Source organism: Paraglaciecola aquimarina, from assembly GCF_032464635.1.
In the GTDB taxonomy this organism is placed as follows: Bacteria; Pseudomonadota; Gammaproteobacteria; order Enterobacterales; family Alteromonadaceae; genus Paraglaciecola; species Paraglaciecola aquimarina.
On the sequence record NZ_JAWDIO010000002.1, the window covers coordinates 1741910 to 1756606 of the forward strand.

Annotated in this window: 11 protein-coding genes and 1 pseudogene; 9 read left to right on the forward strand and 3 right to left on the reverse strand. The window is 42.0% G+C overall.

The genetic code is table 11. The annotated features are described in order from the left end of the window. Positions 1-327 precede the first annotated feature (327 nt). A complete protein-coding gene (locus RS130_RS08885) occupies positions 328-609 on the reverse strand; it encodes a hypothetical protein (RefSeq protein WP_316025661.1) in 282 nt (93 codons plus the stop codon). Between the two features lie 244 nt (positions 610-853). Between RS130_RS08885 and rplM the strand changes: the two genes are divergently transcribed. The 7 genes from rplM to RS130_RS08920 all read left to right on the forward strand — a co-directional run bounded on the left by rplM (position 854) and on the right by RS130_RS08920 (position 5859). Further along, positions 854-1282, forward strand: coding sequence for a 50S ribosomal protein L13 (rplM, locus tag RS130_RS08890; protein ID WP_316025662.1), 429 nt, complete (start codon positions 854-856; stop codon positions 1280-1282). Between the two features lie 12 nt (positions 1283-1294). Continuing rightward, positions 1295-1687, forward strand: a complete 393-nt coding sequence (gene rpsI / locus RS130_RS08895; protein ID WP_235313465.1) for a 30S ribosomal protein S9 — start codon at positions 1295-1297, stop codon at positions 1685-1687. A gap of 299 nt (positions 1688-1986) precedes the next feature. Continuing rightward, entirely contained in the window at positions 1987-2619 is a 633-nt protein-coding gene (gene petA / locus RS130_RS08900) for a ubiquinol-cytochrome c reductase iron-sulfur subunit (RefSeq protein WP_316025663.1), read from the forward strand. A gap of 1 nt (position 2620) precedes the next feature. Next, positions 2621-3889 carry a cytochrome b gene (locus RS130_RS08905; protein ID WP_316025664.1) on the forward strand — a complete coding sequence of 423 codons (1269 nt, stop codon included), beginning with the start codon at positions 2621-2623 and terminating at the stop codon, positions 3887-3889. Continuing rightward, positions 3886-4620, forward strand: coding sequence for a cytochrome c1 (locus RS130_RS08910; RefSeq protein WP_316025665.1), 735 nt, complete (start codon positions 3886-3888; stop codon positions 4618-4620). The genes RS130_RS08905 and RS130_RS08910 overlap by 4 nt, the downstream gene beginning before the upstream one ends. Before the next feature lie 193 nt (positions 4621-4813). Beyond that, a complete protein-coding gene (gene sspA, locus RS130_RS08915; RefSeq protein ID WP_316025666.1) occupies positions 4814-5446 on the forward strand; it encodes a stringent starvation protein SspA in 633 nt (210 codons plus the stop codon). Positions 5447-5460: 14 nt separating this feature from the next. Then, positions 5461-5859, forward strand: coding sequence for a ClpXP protease specificity-enhancing factor (locus tag RS130_RS08920; RefSeq protein ID WP_316025667.1), 399 nt, complete (start codon positions 5461-5463; stop codon positions 5857-5859). A gap of 159 nt (positions 5860-6018) precedes the next feature. On the opposite strand, the gene thiI is transcribed toward RS130_RS08920, so the two are convergent. Further along, complete coding sequence (thiI, locus tag RS130_RS08925; protein WP_316025668.1) at positions 6019-7479, reverse strand: tRNA uracil 4-sulfurtransferase ThiI; 1461 nt, start codon at positions 7477-7479, stop codon at positions 6019-6021. Between the two features lie 655 nt (positions 7480-8134). Between thiI and sbcD the strand changes: the two genes are divergently transcribed. Then, entirely contained in the window at positions 8135-9382 is a 1248-nt protein-coding gene (sbcD, locus tag RS130_RS08930) for an exonuclease subunit SbcD (protein ID WP_316025669.1), read from the forward strand. After that, a pseudogene (locus RS130_RS08940) lies at positions 9379-13060 on the forward strand (AAA family ATPase). The gene sbcD and the pseudogene RS130_RS08940 overlap by 4 nt, the downstream one beginning before the upstream one ends. 903 nt (positions 13061-13963) lie before the next feature. On the opposite strand, the gene RS130_RS08945 reads toward RS130_RS08940, so the two are convergent. Then, positions 13964-14551, reverse strand: a complete 588-nt coding sequence (locus RS130_RS08945) for a porin family protein (RefSeq protein WP_316025672.1) — start codon at positions 14549-14551, stop codon at positions 13964-13966. Between the last annotated feature and the right edge of the window lie 146 nt (positions 14552-14697).

A 14697-nucleotide genomic window follows, 5' to 3' on the forward strand; every position in this document is an offset into this window, starting at 1 on the left:
CTCAATCGTACTAATGTCAGCAATGTCGAATGAAGTAGCCGTAAAATAGTTTAAGTCTAAGGTCCGCTTTGGGCGTTAAGCCGAAGTTACTATCAACAGTGCATAATGTCCAAAATTGGCACATTGCAGATCTCTCCTTATATTAAGAAAATGTCTACATCCTACTTTTTAAGTCTTCCCCAACCAGCAATGGTTTAAAGAATAGTTAGCTTCAATGGCGAAGCCATGCTTTTGATGTTTCCGCGAATCCAATTTTCCGTATTTCAAATAGCCTTGCCAGATGGCCAGACATGGACGTCTTGACAAGGCGAATAGCTTACATGGACGTTACCTTTCGCCGTTCTGGCATTGAAGGCTATTTTCAATATGGACCAAAAAAAGGTTGGAGCGCGGCACTTTTTGTTTACTTTTTGCTGCTGTTGGTAAAAAGTAAATTGAAAAGCAGGGACGCTGTTTGAAAAACGTCAGGATGACGGTGAGCGCAGCGAATGCTTGAAATAAGCGCAGCGAATAAGTGGCGCAGCCATAACGTAAGCGCAGCGAATAATCTCGGTGAACGAAGTGAATGCTTAAATAAGCAAAGCGCATGCTTTTTGCTGTTTTTAACAAATAAAGCTTCAAATGCTTAATTTGTTCAAAATTTCCACTCGCGTTTTATCTCAACTTCTGTATAATTCGCGCCCTGCCCAGTTGCCCCCGCTTTGGGAAAGCGGATGAATCATACGACTCGAAGGGGTCAAGGTATTGATTTTTAGCGGTTTCTTGCAGATTAAATGGTTGGTTTTTTCATAAAAACTCGCGATTTAAGTAGAAACCAGAGTAACGATTTATTATATTTTTCGGGTAATTTAAAATGAAAACTTTTGTTGCAAAGCCAGAAACGGTAAAACGTGAATGGTATGTGGTTGACGCCGCAGACAAAACACTTGGTCGTTTAGCGACTGAAATTGCAAGCCGTTTACGCGGTAAGCATAAGCCAGAGTATACTCCTCATGTAGACACTGGTGATTACATTGTTGTGATCAACGCGGATAAAATCACTGTTACTGGTAATAAAGCCAAAGGCAAGATTTATTACGCGCACACTGGCTATCCAGGCGGTCTTAAAGAGACTAACTTTGAAAAGTTATTAGCCCACAAGCCAGAGATGATCATTGAAAAAGCGGTTAAAGGTATGTTGCCTAAAGGTCCACTTGGACGCGATATGTTCCGCAAAATGAAAGTCTACGCTGGTCCTGAGCATAATCATGCTGCTCAACAGCCTCAAGTTTTAGACCTTTAAGGAGCATTACACATGGCAGATAATCAATATTACGGCACTGGCCGACGCAAAAGTTCTACCGCTCGTGTTTTTCTTCGTGCAGGTAGTGGCAATATAGTTGTTAATAAACGTCCTCTTGACGAGTTCTTTGGTCGTGAGACTGCGCGTATGATCGTGCGTCAACCGCTAGAATTAGTTGAAATGACTGAAAAATTTGACCTTTACATCACCGTTGCTGGTGGTGGTATTAGCGGTCAAGCTGGTGCAATTCGTCACGGCATTACACGTGCTTTGATGGAATTTGACGAAACGCTTCGTCCAGCATTACGTAAAGCGGGCTTTGTTACTCGTGATGCACGTAAAGTTGAGCGTAAGAAAGTTGGTCTTCATAAAGCACGTAAACGCCCACAATTCTCAAAACGTTAATTGTACGGCGCGACATCTTTGCAAAAGGTGTCAGCAACAAACTTACAAAAACCCGGCGCTTGCCGGGTTTTTTATTGCTAAAAAAATGTAAAAAAAACGCTATCTGTCTATTAAAACGTCTAATAAGCTTTAAGTCTCAGTTATTCTTCATTTTATTGGATATTTCCTTGTCTTTTTTGTGGGTTTTCTTTTATCATTTTCTGTTAAAAATAGAACTATGACTTTTTCAGTGCTTTGTACCATTTCTGATGGTCAGTATATGAGAGTGTTAAATCAATCCAACCCTCGGAGATAAGTGGATGAGCAATGTATCTTTAGATGCGCACGATTCGTCTGAAGCTGATAATCAACCTGACAGTAATACTAGGCGCAGATTTTTAACTGTGGCTACCTCTGTTGTTGGTGGTGTCGGTGTAGTCGGTGCCGCAGTGCCTTTTATTGCGTCTTGGAACCCCAGCATCAAGGCAAAAGCTGCCGGTGCCGATGTTGAAGCAGATATCAGTAAAATTGAGCCCGGTCAGTTGATTCGTGTTATTTGGCGTAGCAAACCTGTTTGGATTGCGCGAAGAACGCCTGAATTGTTAGCGTCTTTAGAAGGGTTAGCCGATAAACTTAAAGATCCTAATTCTGATGAAGAGCAACAACCTGAGTTTGCTAAAAATACTTATCGTTCGTTGAAAGAAGAATTCCTAGTATTAGTAGGGATATGTACTCACTTAGGTTGTTCTCCACAACATTTTAAAGATGGTGCGTTTGAGCAATATGTGGAAGGTGTACCTGAAGGGTTCTTTTGTCCTTGTCACGGTTCTAAGTTTGATATGGCTGGGCGTGTATTCCAAAACGTACCTGCACCATTAAACTTAGTAGTACCTCCTTACATGTTTATCGACGATAACACTATTCTGATTGGTTCCGAAGAGGGGGCAGCATAGCATGTGGAAAAATTTAATGGATTGGGTGGAATACCGTCTGCCAATTATGCGCGTTGCAAATATGCATGCGATTCAATATCCCGCGCCTCGAAACATGAACTTTTGGTATATGTTCGGTTTCTTGGCAACGATTGTGTTAGTCAATCAAATAGTGACCGGTGTATGGTTAACTATGAGCTTTACGCCTACTGCTGAAGGCGCTTTTGCATCCGTTGAGTACATCATGCGTGATGTGGAATATGGCTGGTTATTGCGTTATATGCATAGTACTGGCGCATCTGCGTTCTTTATTGTTGTCTATCTCCATATGTTCCGCGGCATGATATATGGTTCTTATCAAAAGCCTCGTGAGTTATTGTGGTTGTTTGGTATGTTCATATATTTGGCTCTGATGGCAGAAGCTTTCATGGGCTATGTACTGCCATGGGGACAAATGTCTTACTGGGGGGCGCAAGTAATTGTTTCTTTGTTTAGTGCTATTCCTGTCATTGGACCGGATCTAGTTATTTGGATCCAAGGAGATTATGTAATCTCTGGTGCGACACTAAACCGATTCTTCGCACTTCACGTTATCGCCTTACCTTTAGTTATCGTAATTTTGGTATTTTTACACATAGTTGCACTACATGAAGTGGGTTCAAATAACCCGGATGGAACAGACGTTAAACGTAAGAAAGGTTCGTTGACAGAAGACGAAAAAACGAAGTTTAAAATCCACGAGTATTATACTAGCAAGTACGACATTGTTGACGATATCGTGCCGTTCTTCCCGCATATTGTATTGAAAGATTTGGTTGGCTTTAGCTTATTCTTGATCGCTTTCTGTTATGTGATGTTCTTCAATCCAGAAATGGGTGGATACTTCTTAGAGCATCCTAACTTTGAAATTGCTAACCCGCTGAAAACACCTGAGCACATTTTCCCTGTTTGGTATTTCACGCCTTTCTACGCAATCTTGAAAGCGGTTCCTCATAAATTAGGTGGTGTAATCGCTATGTTTGCCGCGATCATTGCTTTAGCTTTATTACCTTGGATTGACCGTGGAAAAGTGAAGTCATGGCGTTATCGTTGTGGCTTACATAAATGGAACTTAATGACTTTCGCTGTGGTATTTATTTTCTTAGGTTATTTAGGTGGAACGCCACAAGAGAATTGGAAAATTACCGCGTCACAGGTGTTAACTATTATGTATTTCGGTTTCTTTGCTTTGCTTTATATCTACAGCAAAAACGAAAAAACTAAGCCAGTTCCAGCGAGGATTACAGAATGAAGAAGTTGATTTTTGTTTTAGCTATGCTGATGCCATTTAGTGTCTTGGCTGCTGGTGGCGGTGCCCACCTAGATAAGGCTGAATATGATTTGACAGATAAAGCATCTTTGCAAAATGGTGCCAAGATGTTTATGAACTATTGTTTGGGTTGTCACCAAACACAGTATCAAAGATACCAACGTACCTTTGCTGATTTAGATATACCGGTTGAGTTAGGGCAGCAATACCTGCAGTTTACCGGAGAGAAACCCGGTGAGCATATTAAAAATGCGATGCCAGCTGAATCAGCGGCCAAATGGTTTGGCGCGCCACCACCTGACTTAACCCTTGTGGCTCGGGTACGCGGTGCTGATTGGATTTATACGTATTTACGTACATTCTATGTAGATGATAGCCGTCCATTTGGCGTCAACAATGAAGTGTTTCCAGAGGTGGGAATGCCTCACGTATTGCAAGAATTGCAAGGTGTGCCTTCTAAAACCCATGAAGAAGTGATGGTTGATGGCGAAATGGTTGAGCGTTATGTCGGTATTAAAGCCGATGGTAGCGGCGAGTTGAGTCCAGCCGAATATGATACCGCAGTATTAGACCTAGTTAACTATTTGGTTTATGTAGGTGAGCCGTCTCGTTTAACTTCAGAGAGTATCGGTCGCTATGTCATCTTGTTCTTGTTGGTATTTTTCGTGCTTATCTACTTGTTGAAGAAAGAATATTGGCGAGATGTGCATTAATTCAACAAAACTTTTTGATGAATTTAGTGTATAATCCGCGAAATTTTAAAAGGGGCGCTATTATCCGATAGTGGCCCCTTTCTTTTCAATCGTTAGTTGTCCAATTGGTCTAGAACGCTAGTTGGTTAATAACCATTCATAGCGTACTGCAAAAAGTTAAGTACCGAGTGGGTAATTTAGGAGATATATAAATATGGCTGTAGCCGCTAATAAACGCTCAATCATGACGTTATTTTCAGATACTTTAGATATATACAGTCACCAAACACGCATTGTGTTGGCAGAGAAAGGGGTAGGTGTTGAGATTAGTTATACTGATCCTAGCAACTTGCCTGAAGATCTACTTGATCTTAACCCTTATGGTACCGTCCCTACTTTAGTGGACAGAGAGCTAGTTTTATATAACTCACATATCATCATGGAATATCTAGATGAGCGTTTTCCTCATCCTCCACTTATGCCTGTTTACCCTGTTTCTCGTGGACAAAGTCGTTTGACAATGCATCGCATTCAAAACGACTGGTACGTGTTGGCTGAAAAGATATTAAAAGCAGAAGGCAATGTAGAAACTGCCCGTAATGAATTAAGAGAAGCATTACTTAGCTTAGCTCCTTTATTTGCAGAAACACCATATTTCATGAGTGAAGAGTTTAGTTTAGTTGATTGTTACTTAGCACCACTCTTGTGGCGTTTACCAGCGCTTGGCATTGAGTTAACAGGCAATGGAAGCAAAGATGTTCGAACTTATATGAATCGCATATTTGAACGAGCGTCTTTTAAAGCTTCATTAACCGATCAAGAACGTGAAATTCATAATCCATTGTAAGCGATAATTGACTCATGACTCCTAATCAACCTTATTTGTTACGTGCGTTTTATGAGTGGATTGTAGATAACAATTTCACACCATATGTAGTCGTGGACGCACATTACCCCGGTGCACAAGTCCCTCAAGAGTTTGTTCAAGATGGGCAGATCGTTTTGAATATTTCTCCATCATCCACTGGGAAGTTGCAACTAGGGTTGGACGAAGTAACCTTTGAAGCCCGTTTTGGAGGCGTGCCAAGGAGTTTAGTGATCCCGTGCCCTGCTGTACTGGCTATTTACGCAAAAGAAAATGGTGCAGGTACAGTATTTACAGTTGAAGAAAATATGTCGTTAACTGAAGATGCTCCACCAACAGATAGCCAGTTGCAAGAAAATTCGACGGCTAAACCTAAAAGGGGAAACCCACGTTAACAGTGGTTAAGTAGTCGTCTTAGCTTGAAAATATAGCGCTTAATTAGTGAATTTAAAATAATGCCGTACATGCTATATGTACGGCATTTTTTATACGTTATTACATCAAGCCGTTTGCTACTGATTGGTGTTGAGAGCGGGTTTTATGGGGGCTGAATATTACGCTTTAGGTCGATAAACCTGTACCTGGTCGTAGCCTTGTTCGTGTAACAGTAAGGCTTGTAGCTGACTCATAACGCCTCTATCGCAATACAAAAAGTACTGTTTATCTTGTGGCAGCGAAGGAAACTGTGTGGCTAACTTAAAGAAAGGGATGTGCTGTACTTTTACTGTTGACAACGCAAGGGGCGCTTCTTCTTGTTCTTCAGCAGAGCGAATATCCAGCACTATACTATTCCTAGGTAGAATATCCACTTCTGTGACAAATTCTGTTTCTTGTTCGGCATCTTCGATAATTGTGCGTATATCTCGCATTTTAGCTTCGCCGACAACTCGTTCAATCATGCCAAAATCGAGTTTGCTTTCTTCCATTTCTATTTTAGCTAACTCTGCCTTTGTTGTGGGTTTACGTGAGATTACGCCACAATATTCTGGCATGATTTTAGCGAAGTCTTCGGTGCCTATGTGCTTAGCTTGGTCAATTATTTCGAATTTATCCATACAGATCAGAGGGCGAAGGATCAGTTTATCTGTGGCCTTATCAATCACACTTAAGTTGGTCATTGTTTGACTAGATACCTTACCCAAACTTTCACCTGTTAGTAAGGCGTTGATATTAAGTTTGTCTGCTACTTGGCTGGCTGCTCTAACCATCATTCGTTTGAGCACCACACCCATTTGGCTGTTTTCAACGTTCTCGAGAATATCGGCGACTACAGGGGCAAAATCGACCGCTATAAATTTGACTCGGTGAGATTCGCTGTATCGTTTCCATAAATAGTAACTAACTTGCTTGACGCCGATTTCGTGCTCTCGTCCGCCTAAATTGAAAAAGCAGAAGTGTGTGCGAGCGCCGCGGCGGATCATTTGATAAGTGGCTACGCCAGAATCATAGCCACCGGACATCAGTGATAACACTTCATCTTGAGTTGGCAAGGGCATGCCACCTAAACATTTAATCCGATTGTGGCGCTGTATCAATTTGTGTTGATTGATTTCAAACTCTACAATCAAGTCTGGCGATGTAAGGTTGACCCCTTGGCTGTCACAGTTTTGGTTTAAGTATCCACCTACATAGCGCGCTGCTTCTAAAGAAGAAAAAGGGTGTTTGCCACTTCGTTTGACACGTACCACAAAACTCTTACCCACTAACAAAGGCTGCCAAGCGTGTTTGATTTGCTGGCAGATGTCGTCTAGATCAGTAAATGTACTTTCTTCTACTTGTAAAATCTGATCGATACCGGGAATACGCTGCAGCAGATCGACAATCTCTACATGTTTGTCGATAGAGCGGTGATTAACTATTAAGGTTAACTTATCCCAGAACTGGCGGACTTCAACCGATAAGTCATTGAGTTTGAAAATACGTCGTATATTTCCCGCCAAGATAAAAGTAAAACGTTTACGCACACTGCGGCTTTTGACGATAATTTCTGGGTGTAGTCGAATAATAAACTGCATGATGACAATACTTTTAGGTGGCCGCAGGAGTTAAGGCTGCGAATTATAACTGGGCTCTTAGTGAATGCAAAACTTACTTACAAAGGTTACGGAATTGACAACCAATTTGGTTAGTGACGTTTGGCGTAAGGAGGTTATGTTGGTAAGTCACATCGCCATAAAAACTGCGAGGAAGAAAAACCCAGTCCAGCGCTAAAAATTCGAGATTTATTCTGTAGGGTGAATTTTACCGGTCGGGCTTGTACTTTAACCCAACAATTTAGTTGTTCTGAAACCAGTGACGTAAATACAACTTCGGTGATCCCGTAACTATTTACTGAAAACGTAGCGCAGGCGAAACGGTAACATTGGGGTTTTCCAGCCGCGCTTGTAGCAGCAGAAAACAGTAAAGTGATAATAATGCTAGCAATAGCGATAATGTTAAATTTGGGATGTAAAATGCGAGAACCTCATTGAACACAACGACTAAATAGAATATTCACTGTTATCGACCATTCTTGACGTTTAATGAGCTAATGCAGTTTACAACAGCATGCATAATTCGCCAATAATTGCTGGCAGCATGAGTATAATAACTTGCACAATACACGTGCTTTTATACACCTACACATAGATTGATATGCCAAATGATTTTTAAAGAGTTACTAAATATATTATGAAGATACTGCATACCTCTGATTGGCACTTGGGCCAAAGTTTCTTCACTAAGAGTCGTAGAGACGAACATCAAAGCCTTATTGATTGGTTATTGCAAGTCGTAGCCCAGCAGCAAGTTGATGCTGTTATTATTGCTGGTGATATTTTTGATACTGGTACGCCACCCAGTTATGCCCGTGAAATGTACAATCAGTTTGTGGTAGATATGCAAAAACTCAACTGTGTGTTGGTAGTGCTGGGTGGTAATCACGATTCTGTGTCGACTTTAAATGAGTCTAAACAGATCCTTGCCTGTTTAAATACTTTTGTTGTGGCCAGTACTGGTGTGTCTATTGAAGAGCAAGTGTTTACTATCTCTGATTCAACGGGCCAGCCGGCTGCTATTTTATGTGCAGTGCCTTTTATTCGTGCCCGTGATGTATTGCAAAGTACTGCGGGTGAAACCGGATTAGACAAACGCCAAGCTTTGGGAGAGGCGATAAAACAGCACTATCAAACCCTTTATCGAATTGCTCTAGGTATCAGGCAAGACTCAGGGCGTGATATCCCCATTATCGCCACAGGTCACTTAACCGCATTAGGCGTGAGCCAATCTGAAAGTGTGCGCGAGATATATATAGGTACTTTAGACGGCTTTGCTGCTGATGGGTTTCCGCCTGCAGATTACATTGCGCTGGGGCATATTCATAAACCGCAAATAGTGGCTAAGTCTGAACATATACGTTATAGCGGCTCACCCATCCCTTTAAGTTTTGATGAACTGGGCAAAGCCAAACAAGTTATGTTAGTGGAATTTACCGGGGCGCGGCCAACAATCATACAGCCACTAGAAGTGCCATGTTTCCAGCCCATGCAAGTGATAAAAGGTGATTTAGAGGCTATAGAACGTGCGTTAGAATCATTTAAAAACGCTCGGTCAGAGTTGCCCACTTGGTTATGCTTAGAGGTAAACAGTCAAGATTATTTGTCAGACTTACAACAGCGAGTTCAAGACTTAACCGCCGATCTCAATGTTGAAGTGTTACAGCTAAGACGCACGCGTAACCAAGGTCGACATTTGCTCAATCAAGCCCAAAACGAAACCCTAGCAGAACTTAGTCCCGATGAGGTATTCGAAAAACGCTTGGCGATGGAATCTTTTGCTAACGACAGTGAAAGGGATGAACAAGTAAGCACTCTTAAACAAGTGCGTCAACGGTTCAGCCAAATATTAGACGAAGTGCAAGAGCAGGGAGGTGAGGTATGAAAATATTGAGCATCCGTCTAAAAAATCTAAACTCGCTAAAAGGTGAATGGAAGGTAGATTTTAACCAACCCCCTTTTGTGGATAACGGCTTGTTTGCCATTACCGGCCCAACGGGCGCAGGTAAAACCACTTTGCTCGATGCCATTTGTTTAGCCCTTTATCATCAAACTCCAAGGCTAGGGCAAATCACTAACTCCAGTAACGAAATTATGACTCGGGGCACTAGCGAATGTTTATCTGAGGTGGAGTTTGAAGTAAAAGGTACTGCTTATCGTGCTTTTTGGAGTATGCGCCGTTCGCGAGGTAAGGTAGAAGGTAACTTACAACCGGCCGACGCAGAACTAGCCGAAGTGGCCACAGGCAAAGTGCTGGCCACGCAAATCAGGCAAAAAAGTGAAGAAATAGAAAAACTCACAGGCTTAGATTTTGGTCGTTTTACCAAATCTATGATGTTGTCCCAGGGCGACTTTGCGGCTTTTTTAAATGCTGACGAAAAACAAAGAGCAGAGTTATTAGAAGAACTGACAGGTACAGAAATTTATGGTCAGGTGTCAATTAAGGTACACGAGCATTACAGCACTGGCCAAACAAAAATTAAATGAATTACAGGCCGGGGCCAATACCTTTCAATTGTTGTCGGGAGAACAAAAACAACACCTAGAAGATGAACTGGCAGAAATACAAAAGACCCAAACTAAACTTGAACAACAAATTAGTCAGCAGCAAAACCATTTAAGCTGGTGGGACAAACGCACCACTGCCGAGCAAAATCAGCAAGCCGCTAACGCGCAGTTTGCCCATGCCAAACAAGCCATTATCGAAGCGCAAACCGAATTAAGCTTACTAGAAAAAAGTGAACCAGCAGAGCGGCTTAGGCCAAGTTGGCAAGCTTTAGTTGAAAGCACAGCACAACAGCAAAAAACGCAACAACAGTTACTTAACCAGCAACAAACAAAAATTCAGTTACAGGCCGAATTAAAAGCCATGTCTGACAAATTGTTGGTGGCCGAGCAAACATTAGCTGCGGCTAAAAAGGCTCAGCAAACACAAGAGCAGTTGATCACGGAGCAAGTACAACCTTTAGACAGCCAAATCATTAATTTGGCAGATAAGTTAACAGACAAAGAACAAGTTATTGCTAGGTTACAACAGCAACAACAACAGGCAACGGCCAACCAACAACGTTTAACTATGGTAATTAGTGAGTTAACCGAACAACACAGCACTAGCCAAAATTATTTAACTACCCATCAAGCCGATGGCGCGGTGGCAGAACAGTTAAGTGGTTGGAACGCGGCTCTGGCACAACTTCAAAGAGACAATCAAAGCGCCCTAACGTTACAACAACAAAGTACCACCTTCGAACAGCAAGCTAGTGTCAATAACAATAAGTTATCCGAACTAACAACGCAAAGCCAAAGGCTGTCTGATAATTTACAACAGCTACAAAATGAGCTGGCCGCGAAACACAGTGAATACCAAAAGCTCAATCAACAAGCTGATGTGGCAAGCCTTGAAACACAACTGGCTAATAGCAATCAACAGTGGCTAGGGTTGCATAAAGCGCAAGATATACAACGTCGTTATTTGCAGCTAAGCAATGAACAACAAAAACTACAAACTGAGTTAGCCAATAGCCAACAACAAGTGACTGAGTTTAGTCAGCAGCGCAAAGTGTTAGGGCAACAATTTCAGGCTCAAGAGCAACAATGCAAAGATTTGCAACAACTGGTGAGCCAAGAAGAACAACTGGCACAATATCGCCAGCTATTGACTGCTGGTCAAGCTTGCCCATTGTGCGGCGCCACAGAACACCCAGAATCTGCGAGTATGCAGATAGATATTCCAGATACCGTCAGTAGAAAACAACAAGCCGAAAGCTTACTCAAACAATTAGAGCAAGAGGGCAAAGCCGTCCGTGAAAAACTAGACTCTGTTAAGCTGCAACTAAAACAACAAGAGAACCGTTTAGCTGAGTTAAGCCGCGGCGAAAATGAGCTAACTCAGCAATGGCAACAGCAGGCGCAAACATTGGGGCTGAATTTTGCAATTCAGCAACAAGCAGGGTTACAGGATTTTGAACAGAATTTAAAAAATCAGCTAGAACAAATATCCAATCAATTACGCTTGTTAAGCCGACTCGATAAAGCCTGTTCAGCGGCTAAAGAGGCGGTAAATACTGCCGAGCGACAACAAGATAAACTGAATAGCGAGATAAACTTACTGCAACAAAGCCAACAGACTTTGCAGCAAAATAAACAAAAGGCCATGGCAGAATATCAGCAACTGCTTGAGTCTGTGCATAACAATCGACAAAACTTAGTGGCGCATATTGTGGCTTTAGGTTATTCAGCACCGGCTGATGATGCATTGGCTGAGTGGATACAAAACAAAGTACAAGATGTAAAACTGTACCAACAAAAATCAGAAGAAAAAGAGCAGTTAAGTCAACAACTAGCGGCTAAAAGTGCCGAACGTACAGCCCTAGAACAACAGTTGCAGAGTATCGTAGAGCAATTGTCTAATCTACAGACTGAAGCCACACAACTCAAACAGCAATGGACTGCAGCAAACGCCCAGCGCCAGCAATTATTTGGCGATAAAACCGTACAACAAGCCAGAAGTGAAACCAACAGCGCCCTAGAAAAAGCAGAACAAAGCCATCAGGTGACAAGTGATAGTCATAGACAAATTACTCAACAAAATAATGATTTGGCCGCGGCAATTAACCTCATCACAGAACAAAATTCTGAGCTTGAACTTAAATTAAAAGAACAAAACAACAAGTGGCAAGCATTACTCAGTAGCAGCCCATTTAGCGGTCAAGACGAATTTATCCAAGCCCTGTTACCTGAAGCACAGCGCCAGCAATTAACTGAGCTAAAACAACAGTTAGATAGCCAATTACAACGGGCCAATACCTTGTTAGAACAGTCTAATCAGACTCTAAATGCACTTAATCAAGTGGCAGAAGTAGACCTATGGTTACAAACGCCAGCACAAGCAGTGCAACAGCAACTAATAGAATTACAACAACAAAAAGATGCTATTGCCGAAAGAAGAGGGGGCATTAGTAGTCAGCTCGCGGCCGATCAACAAGAATCAGCACGGCAACAAAGTGTGCTGCAACAAATCGAACAGCAAAAACAAGATTACGATCAACTGAGTTACCTACATGGTTTAATAGGCTCTGCCAGCGGCGACAAATTCAGGCGTTTTGCCCAAGGCCTCACTCTAGATAATTTGGTTTATCTAGCCAATAAACAACTCGACCGTATTCATGGCCGCTATTTGTTAAAACGTAAAGATGAAGACGGCTTAGCCTTAAGTGTTCTCGACACTTGGCAAGGTGACGTTGAACGCGACACCAAAACCCTGTCGGGAGGCGAGAGCTTTTTAGTCAGCCTAGCACTGGCATTAGCCTTGTCTGATTTGGTCAGCCATAAAACCAGTATTGACTCATTATTTTTAGATGAAGGCTTTGGCACTTTAGACGCCGAAACCTTAGACATTGCTTTAGATGCGCTGGATAATCTCAATGCATCGGGCAAGATGATAGGGGTGATCAGTCATATTGAAGCAATGAAAGAACGGATTCCTACCCAGTTACGAGTAACCAAGAAGAGTGGCTTGGGGGTGAGTGAATTGGAAGCGCGGTTTGCGATAAAAGCAGAATGAAGCAGAGTGGAACAGACTTAGCAGAAAAGGGCAGTTTACAAGATAAAACCACAAAAAAATTAAACACAGAGGGCACAGAGAACACAGAGGTTAAAAATGCGGCTGCGCTACACAGAGGGAAAAGATAAAAGCAGTAGATAGTTCAAAGCTTGGTCTTGCCTTAAATTTCGTCATTCCGGTGTGCTTTTTAGCCGGAATCCATTCTTTTAAAAGCATGCGCTGCGCTTACCGCAATCCATTGCGGGTTTGATACGGCATCCCAGCGCGGCCCGACTTACTTTTTTATGAAATACGTCCGTGTATTTCACCCTTCGGGCCGCACTAAAGTACGTTCTAAATTTATCCCTTAAATTTAGTCAACAGCCCAAAGAAGTATCCAAGAAAGGCCGCGCTCCAGCCAAGTTCTATTACCTGCGCGACTTGCCTAATAGAAATCGCAAAGAAGTGTTCCCGACACACTTTGCTTAAATGACATCCATGTCATTTATTCTCAATTGGTCTGCGTTGCTCGGCAAACTTTGAGTCGCGGGTAAGTCAAAAGCATCGGCTTCGCCGACAACCGCTATAATGGCTCTGTCACTGCTTTGAGCAGAGTTACTTTCGTTAATGCATTGATTTTAATTATGTTTTACCGTTTTCTTACCATGGGTGTCTCGATAAGCTCGCCATAAGCTTTCCCATGGGTGTCTAGATAAGCTCCCCGGTCCCGAAGTTTATCTCCTAACGTCATTCCGGTAGTCTGTTTAGCCGGAATCCAGTTTTTAAAAGTAGTGTCTAGTCACGAGGTTCGAGCCTAGAGCTCAAAGGATTTTCACTAAGTATCTGTCTTCAGATATTAGTAAAAGAAACAAAAAAGCAACCGTCTAGCTAGAGGGTTGCTTTGTTAGTTAAATATTTATTGGATTAAAACTTATATTCAAAACCAATTGCAGCGTGTTTTAAATCGGTTGAAAAATTGGCGTCATCGAGATCATCGGTGGCACTATCAATATTTAAGTCATTATCATACAAGGTGTAATCGATTTTTAAGGTCCAGTCCTCGTTCAAGTGATAACCTAAACCTAAGCCGGCAAATAATCCTTCATCGTCGGTGGAGTCGTTCACACCCAACACTTCGTAATCGGTTTCGTACCAAAGTTGACCACCTCGAGCATAAATAGAAAAGTTATCAGTGATGGGTAGTCCCAATCTAATACCTAATGCATAGCCATCTGTAGCAGCCTTGGCTATATCGTTACCGTAATCACCAAAATCAATGTAACTCGCCTCTAAGGCAAAATAATCATTGAACCCATAGCCTAAAGTCCCTTGGTAAGCGTCTTTATTGTCGTCAAACTCATTATCACCATCTACTTTAAGGTGGCCGTAACTAGCCCCTATATATAAACCGGATGAATCATCATTATATGCAGTAGATTGGGCCATGGCAGAAGATGATAAAAGGCCAGTAGTTATCATTGCGGTAATTGAATGGCGAATATAATTTTTCATCGTTAGATTTCCTCATGTGGTTAATAAAAGTTTGTATACTTGCTGCTAGTCTTAATCCTAGTCTTGATCCTTAAATTACAAGTTACGTGCCAACTATTTTTCCTAGAAAATGCCATTTTTTGTATGTTTTTCATGCTGTTATGGAG